The following is a 20,073-nucleotide window of genomic DNA, read 5'->3' on the forward strand; positions in this document are numbered from 1 at the left end:
GGGGGGCGGGGTGGCTTTTGCAGTTTCGCTGACACCGGCAATCGGGCAACAGACCCAGATACCGCAGGCCCCCGTACAGCAAGCGACGGCGCAGCCAACAGCTTCAGCGCAAACAACTCTGCAACAGACAACCGTGCCGTCAACACTTGTCCAACAGACCCCCAGCCAGCAGTTGATCACGCAACAGGCCCTGCAGAACCCGGCCCGGCAGGTTGGTCTGCCCACAACCGGTTTGGCAACCGGCACGGGGTCCGGTCTGAGCGTCACGCTGGATTATCTGACATCGCTCCGGCATGACAACAACCTCAGACTGACCGATCCGTCGCTCGGATCAACGACATGGTGGGAAAATACGCTTGCCCTGAGCGTCCTGCGGCAAGCCTCGGACTCCACTCTGGCCCTTGATCTATCGGGCTTGTACCGGATCGCCAACGAGCCGATCATCGGGACGGAATCGTCGTTTTCAGATCCATCCGCACAACTTGCATATCAGCGCGTGCGCTCGAACAGCCAGCTTGGTCTGCTGCTTGACTATACCGAACAGGATCTGGCCTTCAACCGATCGCTGACAGACACCAATTTCGACGGGATCATCGACTCCGCCGACGTGATCGGCACCGTCGGAGATCAGGTCAACACTCGCGCAAACCTGGACTGGGCCGTGGGCCTGAACGCCCCTCTGGGGTTCCAGTTCAACTACAGCCACCGCGAACGCCGCTATAGCAATACCATCGATCCAAACCTGTTCGAGAACAGCTCAGACATTTACACCGCAACCACGCTGTTCCGGTTTTCACCCATTCTGCAGGGAAATCTGAGGGTCAATTACGAAGATTTCACGGCGGATGACAGCGTGCAGACCGACCGGCAGACAACGACCGTTACGGCGGGCGGGACCTATAATATCTCTGCCATAACCACTGTCACCGCCAATGCCGGATACACAAGGGTTGATGACACCGAACGCGCCAACAATACAAATGATGTTACCGAAGACTTCGTCTGGAATTTCGCCTGGAACAAAACGCTGGCCGACGGCAATGCCGATGTGCAGATTGACCAGATTTTTGGGGTAAACGGCTCCAGACTTAACGCAACCGCCGGACGCAGCTATCAGCGGGCCAGCGGATCATTGGGTTTCAATGTCGGGTTCACCCGGGGGCCGTTTGATGAGATCACCCCGATTGGTCAGATCGACTATTCCTACCAACTGCCCAGTTCCCGGATCGGGGCGACGATCCAGCGCCGGGTCGGCACCAGCACCGACAGTCTGGAAACCCGCCAGACGCTGGCCTTCCTGACATATGACTATTTCATCAACTCAGTGTCCGGCCTGTCCTTCAGCCTTGATTTCATTGACCAGGAAACCGAAGGATCAGGTCCGTCGAACCCGCGTCAACGCGGCACGTTCAACGCATCCTATAGCCGCGCGATCACACGGGACTGGGCGATGAACGTGGGATACCAATACGAAAGAGATGATCAGAACGGCTTTACCGCAAGTTCAAGCTCGGTCTTTTTGACCCTTGGGCGGCGGTTCATCCTGAAACCCTGACCTGTTTTCACCGCAGTCTGTAATTTCGAACAAAACCGTCCCAATGATCTGATTGTTTCGACGAGGGATCAAAAGCCCGCGACCCCGAACCGCCGGAATTCCAGATCACATCCGATTGTGCATGATGAAAAGCGATGCAGCATTTCGAATCGAACGATAGTCGCACCAAGGTGATTGAGGCGGCCAGAATGTCCCTGCCGGCCCTCAACGCCGCCGGGCTGTTCTGGTTTGTGCTGCTGCTGGTGGGCTCGGTCCCTGTTTTCTGGATCGGAATCGTCTCGCTGGGCGCGGCGTGGAGCACCCCCGAATACAGCCACGGACCGCTGATCCCCATCATCTCACTGTATCTGTTCCTGCGCGAGCTGCGCAATTATCCGCCCGCCACTCCAGCGGTTCATGACCGCTGGCCGGGCATCGCGGTCATCGCCGTGGCCCTGGCCATAGCTGTTCTCGGCAATCTGGCGCGTATTCCGGATATCGTCACCTATGCGATGATCATCTGGACCGGCGGCGTCATGCTGACCGTGTTCGGCTGGCAGCGCGGCAAATATCACCAACTGCCGGTGATCCATCTGGTCTTCATGCTGCCCTTGCCGCAGTTCGTCTACTGGAAGCTGACGATCTTTCTGCAATGGGTGTCGTCCGAGCTTGGGGTCTGGTTTGTACAGCTGGCCGGGGTTTCGGTCTTTATCGAAGGCAATGTCATCGATCTGGGGGTCTACAAACTGCAGGTGGCCGAGGCCTGTTCCGGGTTGCGCTACCTGTTCCCGATCCTCAGCTTCTCGTACCTGTTCGCCCTGCTCTATCGCGGCCCGGTCTGGCACAAGGCGGTTCTGATGCTCTCGGCCGCTCCGCTGACCGTCCTGATGAACTCAGTCCGCATCGGCGTGATCGGCGTTCTGGTCAACCATTATGGCATCGAACAGGCCGAAGGGTTCATGCATTTCTTCGAAGGCTGGATCATCTTCCTGATCTGCGTGGCCATTCTGTTTCTCATGGCGATCGGGTTGCAGCGCCTTGCCCCCGATCCCAAACCCTTTGCCGAAACCATCGATCTGGATACCGACGGGCTGGGGGCCATCGCGCTGCGCATTTTCAGCATTCGCGCCTCGGTCGCGCTGGCGGTGGCAGCGCTGTTGACACTTGCGGTATCAACCGCCTGGGCCCTGCGGCCGGCCTCGGACGTGCAGCCCATCGAGCGCGATCCGTTTGTCCTCTACCCCCGTCAGCTCGGGCCCTGGTCGGGTTCGACCACCAGCCTTGATGCCAAGGTCGAACAGACCCTTGGCGCGGACGATTATCTGAATGCCACCTATATCGACACCGGGTCCGGTGATTTCGTGAACATGTTCGTGGCCTTCTACAACAAGCAAACCGATGGCGATGGCATCCATTCCCCCGAGGTTTGTCTGCCGGTCGGAGGCTGGGAAATCTTCAGCCTGGAACCGTATGAGATCAATCCCGGCAATACCCCCTATGGCAGTTTCACCGTCAACCGCGCGGTGATCCAAAAAGAGCTGTCAAAACAGCTTGTCTATTACTGGTTCGAACAGCGCGGCAAACGCATGGTCAACGATTTCCGCGCCAAGATAAGCGTCATTCAGGACGGGTTCACCATGGGCCGGACCGATGGCGCATTGGTCCGGTTCGTAACCCCCATCCTGCCCGGCGAAACCGACGCCGACGCAGATGCAAGATTGCAGCGCTTCATGGAGCCCAGCCTGAGGCCGCTGCCCCGCTTTGTCCCGCAATGACAGCTGTTTCAGATATGAATGACCAACCCATTTCTTTACCCGGTTCAGCACGACGCGTGTGAAGAAGATGCATCCAGAGCACGATCAATTTATACGGCCGCCAAACCTTTGCCGCATGGCAGGTATATCTAAAATTTCAAACCACTTCTGAACATAATAACTGTATGGTGAGGTGGTTCCGATTATTCGCCGACAAAACGTTCTGATTATTGAGTATATGAAAAAGTATGAGTGTACGGCAGAGATGAATACGTCGATCCGAAGTGACGGCCAGCGCATGGTTCTGGTACTGACCGTATGCGTCAGTCTCATTCCGCTGTTCGTGACACCCGTCCTGCCTCTGACTGATTTCTACGCCCATATTGCGCGCTACTATGTTCTGGCAAACCTGCCGGATTCGAATGCGCTGCAACAGTATTACGAATCCGCCTGGCAACTGCTGCCCAATCTCGGTCTCGATATTGTGGGGGTGAGCATCATGAAGATGCTGCACCCGCTGCTTGGGGCAAAGCTGATTGCCGGGCTCATCATCGCCGCGCCCTTTGCCGGTGCCCTGTACCTGTCACATGTCCTGCATAGCCGGATCACGACACTGAACGTGCTGCTGGCCGGGCTGGTGGCCTACAACCATATCCTGATCTGGGGGTTTTCGAACTTTCTGCTTGGGCTGGGCGTTCTTTTGGGCGCAACCGGATACTGGATTGCGACACAGGACCGTCCGGCGCGCCAGTTGCTGATTACGGCCGCTCTGGGTCTACTGCTATTTTTCATCCACGGCTTCGCATTTGCGCTTTGGGGTCTGATCCTAGGCATGGTCGAGCTGTCTCTTGCGCTTCGGGCCGGGCATTTGGGGTTTGCCGCCCTTGCACGACGGGCCGGCAGACTGGCCTTGATCGCCGTCGCCCCGGTTTTGCTGTTCCTGCAGACGAAAACCGCGGATGGCGGCGCGACCTCACCGGTTTCGAACCTGCTGGCACATGCCGAAAAAGGAACCCTGTGGGACCGGCTGAGTACCGAGGTTTTCCTGCGCATCGACGGCTTTTTGCGGGTGGCGGATTCGACCTGGCGCTCGTTCGATTACGGGTTCGGCGTTGTTTTGTGGGGCGTGTTGATCTGCGGCCTGCTGGCCGGTGTCTGGCACATCGACAAGCGCATGAAGCTTGCCGTTGCGCTTTGCGCCGTGCTGGTTCTGATCATACCGCCCAACCTGTTTGGGGTCGGACATCTCAGCGAGCGCACCCCGCTTCTGTTGCTGACGCTTCTGGCGGCCAGCCTGTCTCTGAACCCGGACGCAAAACAGTCGTACCGGCAGGCAGCGATCGTAACGCTTGCCGGGCTGTTGCTGATCCGGAACCTGGTACTGACCACCGGGTGGTATCAGGATGGCAAAAACTACGCGGCCTTCCTCGAGGCGCTCAACACGCATGACACGCTCAGCCTGGGGGCCGGTGCTTATCTGGAAGATACCAGAAATCCCCATGTCTTCAGACCTAGCTGCATCCCCCTGTCGTTTCTCATGGTGTTCAACGGAACCGCTGTGCCGACATTTGCCAATCCTACACAACAGCCTATTCGACTGATCGGGCCGCTGAACGATATACAGATGGCGACTCGGCAGATCAGTGGGGATTCCGAATACACGGTGCCTTCTGCTCTGGCTGTCTTGTCACAGGCAAAGGCGGATACCGTCGTGGTTTGTGCGGTGGATTCCTTCCAGCAACAGGTCGATGGTTTCAGGATACTGGCCGCAGCCGAGCCGTGGACGCTGTATCAACGCGCAGCTGACCAATAGTCCGGGCTTAAGGATATGATCGACTCAGAGACCCGTAAATGAAAGCAAGCGCTGCGAGCATATCATCCTCCGAGACCGTCAGGTTCATCGCGGACCGTGCGGACGGTCGCGATAACAATTTCAACCTGATCCGCATTCTTGCGGCTAGTGGTGTTTTGGTGTCGCACGCTTACCCCATCAGCTGGGGCGGTGGGGCACCGCAGCCCCTTGAAAACCTGCTGCATGGCCTGACCTTGGGAACGGTCTGCGTATGGATTTTCTTTGCCATTTCCGGGTTCTTCATCACGCGCAGCTTTGACCGGCAATCTTCCGTGGTTTCGTTCCTGACCGCCCGGATCTTACGGCTGTTTCCCGCCCTTGCCACGGTCCTTATCGTGACCATCCTTGTCGCCGGCTTCATATTGACCGACGCTGATCCTTCCGTGTTCTGGGCCGCGACCGGCGAATATTTCATCCGCAACATGCTGTTGTTCGACTTGTTATACGGCCTGCCTGGTGTGTTCGAATCCAACCCCGGCGGTGCTGGGATCAACGGTTCTCTCTGGTCGCTGTCCTATGAGGTCACCTGTTACGCCGGTGTCTTCATTTGTGGCCTTCTTGGCCTGCTTAAAAATCGAAAGGTCTTTGCCGGGATAACGCTGCTGTTCCTGTGCATCTATGCCGCAACAATGGCTTTGCAGCTTAACCCGCGCATCGAACAACTTGCCGAGCTTGGGCTGACATTCCTTACAGGAATGGTGTTTTACATCTGGCGCGAAAAAATCCCCCTGTCATGGGGCGTGCTTGCCGGAGTGACAGCCGTGACCGTCGCGGCCTGGTTCACACCGCTGTTCACGCCCGTGTTCGCTGTCAGCCTGTCTTATGCGGTGTTCTTTGCCGGATATGCCAAAGTACCAGTGCTGCTGAACTATAACCGGCTAGGCGACTATTCCTATGGCGTTTACATTTACGCCTTTCCCATCCAGCAGCTTGTGGCGCAATCGGGGGTGACGACACCGGCCATCAACATGGCCATCGCCATGCCCTTCACGCTGATCTGCGCCATTCTGTCCTGGCATCTGGTTGAAGCCCCGGCCATGAAACTGCGGCACCGGATCAAAGCGCCGGGGCGCATCAAGGCCAAGCAAACCGCCAAATAGGCGGTCCCTAGCCTTTCCAGATCCGCTTATAGGCCGCAATCAATGCAGGCACCTGATGGGGCCAGGCCATTTCAGCCTCGACCCGGGCGCGGCCGTAGCGGCCCATGGCGGCGCGGCGGCCTTTATCCGCCAGCAATTCGGTGATCTTGTCCGCCATATCCACCGGATCGTTGGCCCTGGCGTAAAGCGAGGCCTCTTGCGCCGAGAACCGCCCTTCGGTCACGTCGAACTGAACGATGGGTTTCTCGAACGCCATGTATTCGAGGATCTTGTTCATGGTGGATTTGTCGTTCATCTCGTTCACCCGGTCCGGGTTCACGCAGACATCGGCGGTCGACAGGATTTCGAACAGATCGTGATCGGGCGCGCGGCCAGTGAAAGTGACGTAGTCCGACAGGCCCATTTCAATGGATTGTTCCCGCAGCTTGTCCAGGCTGGGGCCACCGCCCACAAGGCAGAACTGGATATCCTCGCGGCCCTGAACCTTGACCAGATGCGTCACGGATTCCAGCAACAGGTCGATGCCTTCCTGATCGCCCATGACGCCGACATAGCCCACCATGTATTTGCGCCCATTGCGCCAGTCCAGGTTCGGCGGCAGATGCTGCAACCGGCTCAGATCGGGGCCCGAGCGGACAACGAATACGTCCTCGGGCGCCATGCCGCCGCGTTCGATGGCGATCTTGCGATAGCTTTCATTGGTGGCAATCGACACACGGGCCGAGGCGAAGGTCAGCCGTTCGAACGTCTTCATCAGCTTCCAGAAAAAGCCGCGCTTGTCGAACTTGGCCTCGTAGAGCTCGGGGTTGATGTCGTGGTGATCGAACAGATAGCGCACGCCGAACAGCTTGAAGGGCAGCGCCACCAGAAAGATCAGATCGGGCGGGTTGCAGCCATGGATGACGTGAAAACCGCGGGTGAATTTGATCTTCAGCGCCAGCCAACTTTCCCAGAACAGCGCCGCGCCATATTCCAGCAGATATCCCAGCGCCCCGCTGGCATCCAAAGGCAGCGGATGGCGATAGACCTTGATGCCTTCATCTTCCCAGACGCGCTCTTCATGACCCTTGCCGGTGGGACAGATGACCGAGACCAACGCGCCTGCGGCGGCCAGCGTGCGCGCCTCCATCCACACACGGCGGTCGAAGGGCACAGGCAGGTTTTCCACTACGATCAGAACCTTCAGCCCCTTCAGAGGCTGGCTCTGGCGCAGCTCGTCGAACGAGATCGGTTGAACGGCGGATATGGGGCTAGTCATATTCATAGGTTCTTACCACTTCTGTATCGCCAAGGGTCAGCTCGTTCACGATCCGGTTCGATCCGATCACCAGATCCCACGGCCCGGCCTCGGCCGTGGCGCGATCCACCAGCAAGCTGCCCACATTGGGCAGATGGGTGAAGGCATAGCCCAGGTTTTGCCCGCGCAGATCAGCGGGTTTGATCGCCGGGTCATAAACCGACAGCTGATACCCCGCCTGCAGCAGCCGCCGGGCGATATCGACATTGGGGCTTTCGCGCAGATCGTCGGTTCCCGCCTTGAAGGCCAGCCCCGCCATCAGCACCCTGCCGCCCTCGGGCAGCCGGGCCATGATGTCCTGCGCCTGATAGGTCTTATGCGCCTGATTGGTCTGTAGCAGGCTGTCAATCAGATGCGTATGCGCGCCCACCTCACCGGCGATATGCTGCAGCGCACGCACATCCTTGGGCAGGCACGAGCCCCCGAACGCCCCACCCGGACGGGTGTAATAGGCCGAGATGTTCAGCTTGGTGTCCGAGACGAAAATCTCGTGCATGGTTTTGGCCGACACGCCCATGCTGTGGCAGATGCGGCCCACCTCATTGGCAAATGCCACCTTGGTCGCGTGCCAGGTGTTGTCGACGAATTTGGTGATCTCGGCCTCTTCGAAGGCGGTGTAAAACACCGGCGCGTCCAGCCCTTCGTGCATCTCGTCCATCACTGCGGATCGGTTGCCATCGGCTGTGCCCACAACAATCTTGGGCGGGTTGAAAAAATCCTCCACCGCCGAGGCCTCGCGCAGGAACTCAGGGTTATAGACGATCTCAATCGCCTGTGGCGTCCGGTCGCCCAGATAGCTTTGGAAGATCGGCTCGATCAGTTGCCGCACCGTGCCAGGCCGGAAGGTGGAACGATAGGCTACAGTCAATGGCCGCGCCCGGTCGGGCGAGACGGCCTTGGCGATCTGGCGCGTCACCTCGGCCACGAAATTCATGTTATGCGAGCCGTCGGTGGAACTGGGCGTGCCGACACAGACAATGGCCAGATCCACATCGGACAGGTCCGGGATTTCAACCGTGGCGCGGATCAGGTTCCTGGCCAACGCCTCGGTCAGCAGGTCGGCCACCTGCGGTTCCTTGATCGGGGGCTGCCCGGCGTTGATTTCGGAAACCTTGTCGGCGTTCACATCGACACCGATCACCTCGTGCCCTTCACGGGTCAGACAGCAGGCCGCCGTGAAGCCCACATAGCCCAAACCAAAAATCGCAATTTTCATACCGTAACACCGCTCTAAAACTCAGCACCCAAAGACATGCAAACCGTCACGCTTGGTTTCTTTCTGTATTTGATGTCCAATTCATGACACCAATTGAGAATACACTTTGAAACAGAATTCAATCTACTGATACGAGATACGAGTATCCTCTGATACATGAAACAAAACCGTTGCGAGGCACTTGCAAAATAGCACTATGCTGGCACCTATCAGTCGTCCGGTCAGAATACCAGAATCGCGATCCTACTCGTCTCAGGCCATCCCAAAGGGTCGCAAGTTTGGAAACACTAACGCAGCAATGCGTCGTTTGTTATGAGTTTGGAAAGTTAATAACTTGAAGCAGCCGTCCGATCCTGCTCCGGCTAAAAGCACATCTTCCCGCACGTCCGCTCTTGCGGTGGGGGCAACCACATTGTTTGCCTCCAGCTTGTTTCGGCAAGTGCTGGGGCTGCTCACCCTGATCGTAACCGCCCGGCTGCTGACACCCAAAGATTTCGGCATCGCCGCCTATTTCCTGGTTGCGACAGCCTTTCTTGAGATGATGCAGCGGCAGATCGCCGTTGTTCTCATACGGCTTGACGACGTCACCCAGGAACACCTGAGCACGGTATTCACCTTTCAGGTGATCCTTGGCGTTGCCGGGGCGCTGTTTTTCTACGCGACCCAGCCCCTGCTTGCCCTTCTCGACATACCCGAGCTGATCCAGCTTGCCCCGGTGCTGTGTGTCCTATCGCTGATCATCGCCCTGAAAAGCCCGCGCTTTGTCCTGTTCGAACGCAAGCTGCGCTTCAGTTTCGCGGCCGGAGAAGAAACCATCAGCCGGATCGTGTATTCGATCATTGCAATCAGCCTGGCCTGGCTGTGGGGTGATTTCTGGGCCATCATTGTCGCCAGTTTCTGCGCACTCGTGACCCGCAGTATCCTGACATTCAGCATGGCCCCTATGACCGTACGGCTCTCATTGGCCCGCTGGCGCGACTGTTTGTCCTTTTCGGTCTGGACCACAGGTGCTCAGGTTTCTCTGTTCTTTTCGAACAACATGCCGCAACTCATCATCGGCGCGACCCTCGGGCTGGCCGATGCCGGTATTTTCCGGCTGGGCAACAGGCTAAGCACGCTTGTCACCACCCAGCTGTTTGCCCCACTTCAACGTGTACTTTACCCCGGGCTGGCAGACATTTCGCGCAACACCGACCGGCAGGATGAGGCGTTTAACCGGCTCAACGAGTTGCTGCTGGCAATCGTGCTGCCAATTTCCCTTGGGATGGCGCTGGTCGCCAACCACATCGTCGTTGTGGTGATCGGCTGGCAATGGCTGGGCGTGGCACAGGTGATCTGGATTCTGGCACCGCTCAAAGCGCTTGAAACGCTGCAGGAAAACGTCCGGTCGGCCTCTTATATTGAAGGGTCAACCAAGATCCTGTTCATCCGGAACACGTTTCTTCTGGTTTTTGTCTGTCTGCTGATGCGCGAAGGCGTTCAGTTCGGCTTTACAGGCGCGCTGCTCGCAGCGGGGGCCGCCAGTCTGGTTACGATCTTTACGACCCTGATGATCGCGAAGCGCTATGGAACCCGCACGTTCTTTGGGCCACTCACCGTCGCCTGGCGGTCTTTTGCATCCACTCTGGCCATGATCGCGGCTGTGCTGTTCGTCAGCAGCGCCTATGGCAGTGGTGACGCGGTGGGCTGGGCCTATGAAACGGCGGATGACCTGCCGCTGCTGCGCTTCCGGTTTGCGGTCAAGGTTCTGGTCGGGGTGTTCGCCTATATCGGCACGCATCTGCTGCTCTGGCAACTGTCCGGGCGACCCAAGGGTGTTGAAAGCCTGGCACTGGAACTGGTGGCCAAGATCAGATCCAGATTCGTCGCAGCGCATTGAGGTTCCGCACTGCAGGCTCAGACCGACAGCGCGTCTTTCAGTTCGGATACGATGTGATCGACATGCGCGTCTGACAGATATTGGTGCAACGGCAGTGTCAAAGTGCGGTCCTTGATCGCCATCGCCTCCTCCTGACCCGTCCAGTCCAGATTGCGGTTGAACCCTGCCCACCAGGGCGTTGCCCCGATCCCGCGGTCCTGCAACCGCTGCACGATCCGGTCCCGGCCATCCACCATGACCGGCATATTGAGCGGGCAGGTCGAGGACGCAAGCGCGGGAACAAGCATCTGTATGCCCGGCATGCCGTCCAGCAGGTCCCGATAGCGTTCCCAGTTCGCCCGCCTGATCGCAATGGCCTGAGACACGGAAAAGGCCTTTAGCGGACGTGACGCAAAGAAGCTCATGCGCGCATTCCGCAGGGCCGGGTCGAAATAGTAATGCCACGGAATATCTTCGAGCTGCCCGTTGGCAGGGCCAGCCTGTGGTTCCGCCTGATCCGATCCGCGCAAGGCCTGTTTCAGCCCTTTGATACGCTGCGGACCCAGCACATTGACCAAACCGGTGCGGGCCAGCGTCTTTGCCACCCTTTTTTGCGGCGCGGGCCGCGAAAACGGATCTGCGGTGGTCAGGTCCGGGGCGTTTATCACAAGCGCCCCGCCCCCCAGAACGGGGAGGAATTTGTAGAAACAGAACACCGAAACATCACCGGTGCGACCTTCCGCCGGAGAGGTGCCGCTCAACAGGCTCAGAGCGCAATCCTCGATCAGGCGCAGACCGTGCCGGTCACACAATGTGCGTAACTCTTCCAGCGCGGGTTGGATCACCCCGAAGAAATGCGTCACGTAGATGGCCCGCGTCCGCCCTGTGATCAGCGGTTCGATCCGGTCCGGGTCGGCCAGAAGATCTTCGGCAACCGGATACTGCCGGACCGAAAGACCAGCGTCGATCAGCGGGTCAACCTCGGACCCACAATTATAGGCCGGGGCCAGAACCTCATCCCCGGGCTGCAGGTCAAGAAGATCGCAGGCCGCCCGGATCGCCACACGGGTGTTGAAGCTCCAGAAAACCGAGCGGTCCTGAAACAGGGCCGCATATCCACCTGCGGGGTCGCGGCGGAACAGATTGGTTAGCCGCATTGGCGGATCACCGCAATAAAGCGCGTTCTTCCCTGTGTCGGTGGTCATCTCACCCCTGCCCCTTAATAGCTGCGCCAGACGCGACGGCGTGTCAGGCGGCTTTCATCGCAATACCCAACGGGCACAAACCCCACTTTTTGAATATTGAGCTTGGAGGGCACATTGTAATCCCGGCAATTGGTGAAAAACCCCTGGACCCCATCGGCCACCCGGTCGGCGACGATCGCGTTCCAAAGCTGGCCCTGCAAATTCCTGCCCCGATACTGCGGCAGGACGTAGATATGCCAGAATAACTCCTCGTGCTCGTTCAGAGGGACAAAAAAATCGCGGCTATGCGCGGCATCCCGAACCCAGGCCAGCGCCTGAACGTGACCGTCTTTTTCCAGCACCCAAAGCCGCCATCCGGCCTCGAGCCACCCCATCGTCCCCCAATCATGCGAGGCTTCGGGATCTTTCAGCAAAGCCAACTCATCTTGAGGGAAATCGTCCGGCGACAGGATTTCACGCACCTGCCCGGCCTCAGGGCCGCCTTCATGGCTGTCCCCGTCCAGCCGAAAAACCAGATGGCGCTTGCGGACAAAGCTGTCCATCAAGGCCAGCCAGACCTGCCGGACCAAAGCCGCTGGCCCCCGCTGCGCAGCCCCCAGGATCAGCTGTGTCTTGCCTTTTTTTGCCAGCTTCATGTTTCGTTTCACCAACCATTCGTCCAGGGGTGCGGGGTCAACCCGTGACGGCCCGCTTGACCTTTTTCAGTTGTCCCCGGATCAGACTGCGCGCATTTCCTGTCAGATAAACATGTCTGTTCACAATCTTTTCCCGCGCGGAAATGCGCTGGACCACCTGCGGATTGAATTCCGATTTATACTTGTGGATGTTGAATTTCTTTTCGCCCGGAACCGGCGTCCGGTACCCTTCGACATCCAGAACACGGCAGCCCTTTTCCCTGGCCCAGATCATCGCCTCAAGCCACAAGGCCGGCGCGATCCGCAAGTTGCCTGCTGCGCGCAGATGGTCCGGTTCGGTGGTGAAATGCCGCCCGTGCACGGCATCCTTGCTGCGATACACCAAAAGCCCCGCCAAAAAGACCTCTTGCTGCCAAGCCAAAAGCACGGTGCCCAGATCGCCCGGCAACAGCACATCTTCAAACGTCGCCTCGTAAGCAGGCACATCCAGCTCTTGCAGCCCCCGCTGGTGCCGCAACCGGTTCATGCTTTCGATGAAGATGCGAAATTCATCGGGCGTGCGTGCCGCGCGGATCGAAACGCCTTGCCGCTCGGCGCGCCGGACCTCGCGCCGAGCGCTTTTTGAAAACGCCTTCATGATCTCGTCCGGCGTTCCGGTTATGTCGACCCATCCGGTTTGACGAAACTGTTCTTCTTCGGCGATGCGCCACCCTGCGCGTGCAAGAACCGCATCAAGCGTTTCCGCATCTTCTTCGGTCCAGAACGGCGTGACATTCAGACTGCCGACCCGGGCAAGCCCGGGCTGTCGGCACAAGGCCTCCAGAAAGCGTTCCATGTCTGCTGCATTGTCGCAAACCGGCCCGCTCAGGCAAAAGGCACGGGACCAGGCGCTGGGTAAAAACGGGTGCGGTTCAAGCGAAAGCAGGGCGACGCCTGCAAGCGCCTCACCACGACGCGCCAAGGCATAAATCACCTTGTTTCCCAGCTTTTGTTCCGAATTTGCAAACAGTGGCGATTGCCGGGGATGCTGGCGTTTGGCCGCATTCAGGAACGCCACCCACTCAGCACGTTGCTCTGCGCTCAGGGCCTCAGTGCATTCAATCTTAACGCTGTCTTGCCCCACAAATTGCTGCACTGCCAAACTAATACCTCAATGCGCTGATATATTTACTTTGAATTTCACAGCTACTTTTTAACAACAGTCATCGTTTGACCGAGTTCAGTGTATTCATAGATTCGAACAATGGCTAAACAATTTGAAGATGTATGCGGTTAAAGAGAACAGGGTTTCATGATTTCATCGTCGCACAGCACGCATGCCGAATGCACTGTTTCCATCGTAATCGTGAACTGGAACACTCGGGACATCCTGCGGGACTGCCTGATCTCGATCGCGCGCGAAACGCAGCACCCGCATGAGGTCATCGTTGTCGACAACGCGTCAAGCGACGGATCGGCCGATCTTGTCCGCGATGAGTTTCCCGATGTCCGGCTGATTGCCAACGACGCCAACCGGGGGTTTGCCGCCGCGAACAATCAGGGGCTGGAGATCGCGCACGGCGACAACCTGCTGCTACTCAACCCCGATACGATCATCCTGAACGGCGCCATCGACACCATGCTGGACTGGCTGGCACAGCATCCCGACGTGGGCTGTGTCGGATGTCAGGTTCTGGAAGATGAGGACACGATCCAGCGCACCTGTTTTGCCGATCCCGGACCGAGCAATCTGGCGCTGAGCGAGTTCGGGTTGCGCCGCCTGTCACCGCAGAACCGGTTCCTCAGCCATGCCGAATATGGCGACTGGGACCGGCGGTCCGAGCGCGAGGTCGATGTGGTTTCCGGCATGTTCATGCTGGTGCCCCGTCGCGTTTTTGAGGCTGTCGGCCTGCTGGACGAGGCGTTTTTTGTCTACTCTGAAGAGGCCGATTGGTGCCGCCGCATTCGCGACGCGGGCTGGCGTTGCATCTTTGCGCCCGAGGCGCAGATTCTGCATCTGGATGGCGGTGGAAAAAGCACCGTTCAGATCCGGTCGCGCATGTTCGTACAGATGCAGAAAAGCAAGATGATCTACCTGCGCAAGCATTATGGTCTGAGCGGCGCGCTGCTGGGCCGGATGATCTTTGTCGGCTCTTCCATATTGCGCTTCGCCCTGTCAGCCACGAACCAGCGGGACGAGGCTGCCGCAAGGCGGCGTCTGGCGCGGGCCTCGCTGCGGTATCACCTGACCCGGCAGGAGCCGGTAGAGTGAAGGACACGGGCACCCAGATGATGTTTCAATGGGTCGATGGGGCAAAGCCCCTTGAGGGCATCGCCGCGGAATGGGCCGCTCTGGCCCAGCGGACAGGGGCGGATATCTATGCCACACCGGTCTGGGTCCTGACCTGGTGGGCCCATTTCGGGCGCAGCAGGGCGCTCAGAACCCTTGTGGTGCACGATGCGCAGGGTCAGTTGATCGCCCTGCTGCCCTTCATGATCCATTCGGTCTGGGCAGGGCCGGTCAGAATTCGCATCGCCAAACTGGCCGCGACCGACCCCAACACGGTGCTTTTCCGGCTGGCGGCCGAAAACCACGTGCTGGCGCAGAGTCTGGCAGAAGCCCTCACCGGCCTGCTTGACGCGGGCCGCGCCCATCTGGTCAGCTTCAGCCCCGCGTCCGAGCGTGGAGACATACTCGCCGCTGTCCGAGATGTCGTGGCCCAGAACAACAGCACCCCGGCCCTGACCCTGTCCGATGCACCCTCGGGCACACATACCGTTTTCGAACTGCCCGATACGTTTGACGGCTATCTTGCAAACCTGTCCAAGAAGCGGCGCAGCCAGTATCGGCGGGACCTGAAACATCTGCAAAAAGATCACGGTCTGACCACAGCGCTGATTCATCCCGGCAGCGATCAGTTCCGGGACTTTGTCGGCTTTCACAACCGGCAATGGCAAGAGATCGGAAAGGGCGGTCATTTCGTGGACTGGTCCGGCAGCGCGGCGTTCTACAGCGATCTCGCAGATGCAACGTTGCAGAGCCATGAAACCTGGTTCGTCGAACAGCACGGTCGGGACAGACCCCTTGCCACCCAGTTTTGTCTGGTCACGGGGCAGGTCTGCCACTGGCGGCTGCCTGCCAGATCGACCGACCCGGAACTGGAACGCCTGAGTCTGGGCAAGATCGGCCTGATCCAGATGATCGAGCAACTGATCAGCGCGGGCGTAACCCGGATCGAGGCCGGGATCGGCGCATATGGCTATAAGCTGATCTATGGCGGTGAATCGGTGGCCACCCACCGTCTGATCGTCTCGCGGCAATCGGCGTGGTCATCTTTCCTGATCAAAATCAGCCTCGGCTGGGCGCGGTTTCTGCATCTGGCCTATTACAGGCTCTGGTTCGGTCGCATCGCCCCGCGCCTGCGATCGGTGATCCCGCTGGGGCACAAACCTTTATGGTCCGCCTGGATCAGAACACGGATATGACCCCGGTATGATCACAGAACAGCTGTCCGTAAAAGTTCTGTCTGAACAGGAATGGCCAGCGCTCAGCGCGCGGTTCCAGGACCTGACCTATGAACAGAGCCTGACCTACGCGCGCGCGGCAGCCAAACGGATCGGCGCAACCACGGAATTTGTTGCCCTGTATGATGCGCAGGGCAAATCGGTTGCCGCGGCCTGCCTGAGGATCAAAAAAATTCCGGTTCTGAACCGGGGCATTGCGTGGATCGCCGCAGGACCGCTGACCGTTCCCAACGGTTTGCCCGAACCCGGCCCGGACACCCTTTGTTCGATTTTATCGGGGCTGCGCGACCATGTGCATTCCGCAGGGCATATCCTGCGCCTGCGATTTCCGGTTCTTGCCTCCCCGGCAGAGGATGCGATTGCGCGCGCAGGCTCCACACCGACCGAACGGGCCACACCCTATCGCACCGTGCTGATCGACCCGGATCAACAGGACGACAGCTTGATGCGCGCCCTGCATGGCAAATGGCGCAACCCTCTGCGCAACGCGCTGAAAGCCGGGTTGGAGCTTGAAACCGGCCCGATCTCGGACCTGTCAGGCCGTTTCAGCCGCCTTTATGAACAGGTGCGGGATGCCAAAGGGTTTCAGCCCGATATCCCTCCGGAATTCTACTATGCGCTGTCGGGGCCGGATTTCGACCATGACGTTCTTATTGCCCGCAAGGATGGCGAGGATATCGGCGCGATGACGATCGGAGTGTCCGGCCCAAACGCCACCTATCTGTTTGGCGCCACGTCCGAGGCCGGGCGGCAGCTCAATGCCGGGCACTACCTGATGTGGCAGTCCATGCTGTATTGCCGCGAACGGGGGGTGAAATGTTTCGATCTGGGCGGGATCGATGCCGAGGCAAACCCAAGCGTCACCCGTTTCAAACTGCGCACGGGCGGCGCGGACATCACGGCGGCGGGGCCTTATGAGGCCCGGCCAAACGGGCTTGGGGCGGGTCTGATCGACCTGGCCGAAACCCTGCACAAAAGGCTGAGGTCCTGATATGGCCCGCCTGATCGGTTTGAACTTCCACGGAATAGGCACTCCGGCCCGCGACCTGGAAGACGGCGAAGCGCCGTATTGGCTGTCCGAGGCCCAGTTTAGCGGCGTTCTGGACCGGGTTGCGGCAAGCCCCGATCCGAAAGCCTTTGTTCTGACCTTCGATGACGGCAACCTGTCGGATTACGAGCTCGCACTGCCCGCCCTGACCCGGCGCGGGCTGACCGCGACGTTCTTTGTGCTGACAGGTCGGTTGGGCGAAACCGGCTCTCTGGCCCGCGACCACGTCACGGCATTACTGGCCGCCGGAATGGGTATTGGCAGCCACGGGATCGCCCATGTCGCCTGGAGCGCGCTTAGTGCCGAAGCGCTTGAACAGGAACTGACCCAATCCCGCGATGTGCTGCAGGAGCTGTGCGGCAGCCCTGTGACCGAGGCCGGCATACCGTTCGGCCGCTACAACGCCCGAGTCCTGCGCGCCCTGCGCCATCACGGGTATGAGACGGCGTTTTCCAGTGATACCGGGCCTATGAATGGCGATGCCTTTCTGCGCCCACGCACATCCCTGCGTGGGGATATGACACCGGCTGAGATTGACGCGATACTAGCGGGACAAATGCCCGTGACCCGGCGCATGCGCCGCGCGGTTGGTATGATCAGAAAGCAGCTTCTGCCGCTGCGATAAGGCTATCAGACGGCATCCTTCGATCCTGTGGCCGAGGACCGGGCATATCCGAATTTATCCAGAACATGTCCCAGCTCCTGTTCGATATAGGCCAGATGCTCGGGCTCTAGCTCGTCTTTCCACTGTCCACTGCGCCCGCTGCGGATATGCGCGCGTTCGTTGGTTTTCGTGGCCGAGACCTTGCTGCGCTTGCCAGCCTCGAACAGGCGCATCAGGCGGACGCCCAGCTCATGCTCCTGTCCGGTCAGCCCCAGGAAAGTGAACATCTCGGAATAGAGTTCATCTCGCTGATCACCCATGAGCGCATCATACGGGACCTCAAGGATATCCGGGTCATCTAGATCCCAGTTCTCAAGCGTTTCGCGGCTGAAAAAGATGAAGTGGCGGATTGTCATGAACAGGCCTTCGGTCTTGTCCACCGCCTGAAGCTTTTCCTGATAGGTCCGCCCGTTTTCATCCGGGACATGGGCCCAAAGCTCGTTCGTCCACAGGTGATAGTGATAGGAGGATACGATCATGTCGCGCGGGTCCCGCATGATATGTATCCCCCGGTAACGGCCAATTTCAGACCAGGGGGTCCGGCTATGGGTCGACAGGAAAACCCGGGTCTTCGGTTGCGGGGCCGCTTTTGAGATATCCTCGAACCGGGCGTTCAGCCCAAAGGCCAGAAGCTTGAGCACCGCCTTGAAATAGGTGGTCATGGCCTTGTGGTGCGTGCCCACAAAAATTTTCGGCTGCTCGTCTTCAGAGCCCTGCGCCCGCATCCGGCTGGCCATCAAAAGCGGAAGGATTTGCCAGAATTCAGGATTTTTCAGAAGCCCATAATTCTTGCGAAACGTAATGGGGACCTGAGTCAACTTTTTCTGCAGTTCCGACCGCTTCGGTTTGCGGCCAATCCCGGCATCTGTCGTAATCTTGCTTTGCTGAACTGACACCTATCGACTTCCTTATAAACTTATCACCAAACGCGCCGCCCCCTTTTGGCCGCTTATGTTCCCTCAGGCCCGAACCGCGTATACCGTATCCGCCGCGTGCGGCGCTGGTTCGCCTCGACCTGCGGCTGATCGCTGTCTTCTTTGGCATTGACCATCCAAAGGCCCGCACCCAGCAGGAACATCAAAAGGCACAATGTAGCGTCCCAGACATGCACCGTGATGGCTGAAACACAGAATCCGGTCAGGGCGAAAAGATACCCCAACCGGTAGCTTTCCAATCTGCTGGACAGCTTGGCGCGCCCCAAAATCACGTAAATCATCACGATGGCTGCCACGATGAAAATCAGCGCTGGCAACCCGTAGCGCAAAGCGACAACCAGCCAGAAATTATCAACGCTTCCCACAATCCAGCGCGGGCGCGTCCATTCACTGAACCCGATCCCAAAAATCGGACTGTTCAGGACATCGTCAGAGGCATAGGTGAAAATGAAAATCCGGTTCATCGCCGTCGATTTCTTGAGCGTCAGATAGGCCGCGAAAATCTGGGCCGGAGGCCGGTTGGCGAAAATCTCGAGGAACAGATACAGTCCTGCGAACATGTAAAGCAGCAGGTTCCACTTTCTCTGGAGGAAGGAGAATATATTCTTCCAGGCCATTAGGGCCATTTGCACCACGATCGACAGCCAGGCCCCCGACGACAGGGAGACAAACGTGGCAAGCACGACGCTGCCGGCCCGGGACGTTTTGAATGTGAACCCTTTGCCATATCCTAGGACATACCAGGCCAGAGAAAAGGCAACGCTGCAGAAGACGCCATACAGGATCGGGTGCGGCATCGACCCTTGCGCCCTGTAAAAGCCCAAACGCGGCTCCTCTTGCACGACAGTGTAAACGTTGCCGATTTTCCCGAATATCTCGAGGATCAATGACCTGTCCGCAATGAACTGATAGACGCTGAACGGCAGCATCAGCAGCACCGCAATAAAGATCCAGCGCACGAAAACCCGAAAGGCGTGTTCATCCCGTATCATCCAGCGGGCGATGAAATACGGGCCAGTCGTCTCGATGAACGAGATGCCGATATATTCCCACCTCCACAGGGCATGGTGGTAAAAGATCGCCAGCGCTCCCCAGAGCGCGTAGCCCAGGACAAGAAAGTCGGGCGCATAATACCCGCCCGAGCCGTCAAGCCAGCGGATCAGGGCCGGGAAAAAGAAAACCAGCAGAACAATGCGATACCCGCTGAGTTGCAGGCCCGCGACTTCGAAATAAAGCGGCAGCGTAAAGCCGATGAACAGCAAGGGTATGACAAACGGCCGGGATGTGCGCCCGGTGCTGTCACCCGCCGCCTGCAAATCCCGTCTTGTACCTGTCGATGCCACCAATGAAGTTCACCACCGCTTTGCGCATATGTTAGCAGATCTATGCCTTGCCTGAATGTTATCCCGAAAACAGATCATAGAAAAAAATCACTTTTGATGAATACTATGACGATAACGGGTTTTGTCCG

General features: G+C 58.5%; 16 protein-coding genes. 9 read left to right on the forward strand and 7 right to left on the reverse strand.

Translation table 11 applies throughout. The annotated features are described in order from the left end of the window. The first annotated feature begins 10 nt into the window (after positions 1 to 10). From ACR0K1_RS19560 to ACR0K1_RS19575, 4 genes are all read left to right on the forward strand, one after another. Positions 11 to 1,555: a hypothetical protein gene (locus ACR0K1_RS19560; RefSeq protein WP_480851588.1), complete on the forward strand. Its 1,545-nt coding sequence runs from the start codon at positions 11 to 13 to the stop codon at positions 1,553 to 1,555. A 188-nt stretch (positions 1,556 to 1,743) separates the two neighbouring features. After that, entirely contained in the window at positions 1,744 to 3,309 is a 1,566-nt protein-coding gene (gene xrtD / locus ACR0K1_RS19565) for a VPLPA-CTERM-specific exosortase XrtD (RefSeq protein WP_480851590.1), read from the forward strand. Between the two features lie 217 nt (positions 3,310 to 3,526). After that, a complete protein-coding gene (locus ACR0K1_RS19570) occupies positions 3,527 to 5,101 on the forward strand; it encodes a hypothetical protein (RefSeq protein WP_480851591.1) in 1,575 nt (524 codons plus the stop codon). Positions 5,102 to 5,139: 38 nt separating this feature from the next. Further along, positions 5,140 to 6,240 (forward strand): acyltransferase family protein, encoded by a 1,101-nt coding sequence (locus ACR0K1_RS19575; RefSeq protein ID WP_480851593.1) that lies wholly within the window; start codon positions 5,140 to 5,142, stop codon positions 6,238 to 6,240. Positions 6,241 to 6,247: 7 nt separating this feature from the next. Here ACR0K1_RS19575 and ACR0K1_RS19580 read toward each other — a convergent pair whose 3' ends face one another. Both ACR0K1_RS19580 and ACR0K1_RS19585 read right to left on the reverse strand, forming a co-directional pair. Beyond that, entirely contained in the window at positions 6,248 to 7,498 is a 1,251-nt protein-coding gene (locus tag ACR0K1_RS19580) for a glycosyltransferase family 4 protein (protein ID WP_480851594.1), read from the reverse strand. Further along, complete coding sequence (locus tag ACR0K1_RS19585; RefSeq protein ID WP_480851596.1) at positions 7,491 to 8,753, reverse strand: nucleotide sugar dehydrogenase; 1,263 nt, start codon at positions 8,751 to 8,753, stop codon at positions 7,491 to 7,493. Before ACR0K1_RS19585 ends, ACR0K1_RS19580 begins: the two co-directional genes overlap by 8 nt. A 397-nt stretch (positions 8,754 to 9,150) precedes the next feature. Here ACR0K1_RS19585 and ACR0K1_RS19590 point away from each other — a divergent pair, with 397 nt between their 5' ends. Next, the gene (locus tag ACR0K1_RS19590; RefSeq protein WP_480851598.1) at positions 9,151 to 10,632 is read left to right on the forward strand and encodes an oligosaccharide flippase family protein; all 1,482 of its coding nucleotides are present in this window, start codon (positions 9,151 to 9,153) and stop codon (positions 10,630 to 10,632) included. A 17-nt stretch (positions 10,633 to 10,649) separates the two neighbouring features. Here ACR0K1_RS19590 and ACR0K1_RS19595 read toward each other — a convergent pair whose 3' ends face one another. Genes ACR0K1_RS19595 through ACR0K1_RS19605 form a run of 3 tightly spaced genes read right to left on the reverse strand, consistent with a single transcriptional unit; the run spans position 10,650 to position 13,508 of the window. Next, entirely contained in the window at positions 10,650 to 11,816 is a 1,167-nt protein-coding gene (locus ACR0K1_RS19595; protein ID WP_480851599.1) for a DegT/DnrJ/EryC1/StrS family aminotransferase, read from the reverse strand. 14 nt (positions 11,817 to 11,830) lie between these two features. Continuing rightward, positions 11,831 to 12,451, reverse strand: coding sequence for a GNAT family N-acetyltransferase (locus ACR0K1_RS19600; RefSeq protein ID WP_480851601.1), 621 nt, complete (start codon positions 12,449 to 12,451; stop codon positions 11,831 to 11,833). A 37-nt stretch (positions 12,452 to 12,488) separates the two neighbouring features. Further along, positions 12,489 to 13,508, reverse strand: coding sequence for a peptidoglycan bridge formation glycyltransferase FemA/FemB family protein (locus ACR0K1_RS19605; protein ID WP_480851603.1), 1,020 nt, complete (start codon positions 13,506 to 13,508; stop codon positions 12,489 to 12,491). Positions 13,509 to 13,742: 234 nt separating this feature from the next. On the opposite strand from ACR0K1_RS19605, the gene ACR0K1_RS19610 reads away from it, so the two are divergent. The 4 genes from ACR0K1_RS19610 to ACR0K1_RS19625 are packed head-to-tail and all read left to right on the forward strand — an operon-like array spanning position 13,743 to position 17,628. Then, entirely contained in the window at positions 13,743 to 14,702 is a 960-nt protein-coding gene (locus ACR0K1_RS19610) for a glycosyltransferase family 2 protein (protein WP_480851605.1), read from the forward strand. Further along, positions 14,699 to 15,916 (forward strand): GNAT family N-acetyltransferase, encoded by a 1,218-nt coding sequence (locus ACR0K1_RS19615; protein ID WP_480851606.1) that lies wholly within the window; start codon positions 14,699 to 14,701, stop codon positions 15,914 to 15,916. The genes ACR0K1_RS19610 and ACR0K1_RS19615 overlap by 4 nt, the downstream gene beginning before the upstream one ends. 7 nt (positions 15,917 to 15,923) lie before the next feature. Next, complete coding sequence (locus ACR0K1_RS19620; protein WP_480851607.1) at positions 15,924 to 16,946, forward strand: lipid II:glycine glycyltransferase FemX; 1,023 nt, start codon at positions 15,924 to 15,926, stop codon at positions 16,944 to 16,946. Position 16,947: 1 nt separating this feature from the next. After that, positions 16,948 to 17,628 carry a polysaccharide deacetylase family protein gene (locus ACR0K1_RS19625; protein WP_480851608.1) on the forward strand — a complete coding sequence of 227 codons (681 nt, stop codon included), beginning with the start codon at positions 16,948 to 16,950 and terminating at the stop codon, positions 17,626 to 17,628. A 5-nt stretch (positions 17,629 to 17,633) separates the two neighbouring features. Here ACR0K1_RS19625 and ACR0K1_RS19630 read toward each other — a convergent pair whose 3' ends face one another. Further along, positions 17,634 to 18,563 carry a sulfotransferase domain-containing protein gene (locus ACR0K1_RS19630; protein ID WP_480851609.1) on the reverse strand — a complete coding sequence of 310 codons (930 nt, stop codon included), beginning with the start codon at positions 18,561 to 18,563 and terminating at the stop codon, positions 17,634 to 17,636. A 53-nt stretch (positions 18,564 to 18,616) separates the two neighbouring features. Further along, positions 18,617 to 19,948 (reverse strand): O-antigen ligase family protein, encoded by a 1,332-nt coding sequence (locus ACR0K1_RS19635; RefSeq protein WP_480851611.1) that lies wholly within the window; start codon positions 19,946 to 19,948, stop codon positions 18,617 to 18,619. Positions 19,949 to 20,073 lie beyond the last annotated feature (125 nt).

Source organism: Ruegeria sp. F5 (assembly GCF_056533845.1).

Bases quoted from the DNA above. Each gene is read 5' to 3' on its own strand.
- xrtD (WP_480851590.1), top strand. From the start codon at position 1,744: ATGTCCCTGCCGGCCCTCAACGCCGCCGGGCTGTTCTGGTTTGTGCTG.
- ACR0K1_RS19570 (WP_480851591.1), top strand. From the start codon at position 3,527: ATGAAAAAGTATGAGTGTACGGCAGAGATGAATACGTCGATCCGAAGT.
- ACR0K1_RS19575 (WP_480851593.1), top strand. From the start codon at position 5,140: ATGAAAGCAAGCGCTGCGAGCATATCATCCTCCGAGACCGTCAGGTTC.
- ACR0K1_RS19580 (WP_480851594.1), bottom strand. From the start codon at position 7,498: ATGACTAGCCCCATATCCGCCGTTCAACCGATCTCGTTCGACGAGCTG.
- ACR0K1_RS19585 (WP_480851596.1), bottom strand. From the start codon at position 8,753: ATGAAAATTGCGATTTTTGGTTTGGGCTATGTGGGCTTCACGGCGGCC.
- ACR0K1_RS19595 (WP_480851599.1), bottom strand. From the start codon at position 11,816: ATGACCACCGACACAGGGAAGAACGCGCTTTATTGCGGTGATCCGCCA.
- ACR0K1_RS19600 (WP_480851601.1), bottom strand. From the start codon at position 12,451: ATGAAGCTGGCAAAAAAAGGCAAGACACAGCTGATCCTGGGGGCTGCG.
- ACR0K1_RS19610 (WP_480851605.1), top strand. From the start codon at position 13,743: ATGATTTCATCGTCGCACAGCACGCATGCCGAATGCACTGTTTCCATC.
- ACR0K1_RS19620 (WP_480851607.1), top strand. From the start codon at position 15,924: ATGATCACAGAACAGCTGTCCGTAAAAGTTCTGTCTGAACAGGAATGG.
- ACR0K1_RS19625 (WP_480851608.1), top strand. From the start codon at position 16,948: ATGGCCCGCCTGATCGGTTTGAACTTCCACGGAATAGGCACTCCGGCC.